Annotated in this window: 2 pseudogenes; both read left to right on the top strand. The window is 41.5% G+C overall.

Annotated features, from left to right (window positions below):
* Nucleotides 1-335: pseudogene (locus AB4486_RS22910) on the top strand (heteromeric transposase endonuclease subunit TnsA); the annotation flags it as partial.
* Nucleotides 322-860 (top strand): annotated as a pseudogene (locus AB4486_RS22905) (transposase); the annotation flags it as partial. The pseudogenes AB4486_RS22910 and AB4486_RS22905, both read left to right, overlap by 14 nt.

The raw sequence follows: 860 nt of genomic DNA, 5'->3' as shown, positions 1-860 counted from the left end.
GTCTTTTTGTCGGCAATGAACTCACCCGAACTCAGAGTAAAAACATCGATTGGGCTACCGCTCCATTTCGTGAAAACGCAACGCTCTTTTCTGATGTTCAGATTACTGCAGCCTTACATACCTTAGATATTGGTCAGCGTTTTGTAGAGGATGTTTGTGACCTTTTTACGACATCAGACATTACTTCACATGATGAGTCCTTGACGTTACTTCGTTACCTCATAGCGAGCAAACTTATAGATGTTGATTTATCTTGTGATATTGCTGAAGAGGGAATGATTAGGATTGATGAAGTCCATTTGACCCAGAGAGGAATCATCAATGGAGATCGTTAGAAACTCTGTGTGGCAGTTTAAAAGAGCTGAAATCTTAGGGGACGGGTTATACCGAGTTCTAGAAGTATTAGATGCCTTAGATTGCGTAATACTTTTTCCTTTAAGCCAAACCTCTACAACAATACGCCCTGTAGCTGTTTCTATTGAAGGCTTCATTCAGCAGTCGAAAAGAAGAAAAATTCAAAGGTCTGAATATAATGTCGCCCCTCATCTGCTAATCGACGAATCTGAGATACCAACTCCTCAGCGAGAACGTAGAGATAAAAACTTCAGACTGATTGAAGGGATAGTTAACAATCATGACTTTCTGTTCGACTATGCCACTAAGAAGCGAGAGCCGTACTTGGCACAATACGCAAAAACAGTAGGTTCAGATAGAAAAAGTATTGCAAGATTACTTACTCAGTATTGGCAAAATGGCCAAGAAAAAATGGCATTGTTACCTGCATTCGCACGTAGCGGTGGCGCGGGAAAAGAGCGACTTGCCAAAGATAAGGCATTGGGTGCACCTAGAAGCTCAAGAAC

It is taken from the genome of Vibrio sp. 10N.222.55.C6 (genome assembly GCF_041473395.1).
In the GTDB taxonomy this organism is placed as follows: Bacteria; Pseudomonadota; Gammaproteobacteria; order Enterobacterales; family Vibrionaceae; genus Vibrio; species Vibrio crassostreae_C.
Note: the sequence above shows the minus strand (reverse complement) of the source record. Positions and strands in the feature narration are given on the sequence as shown.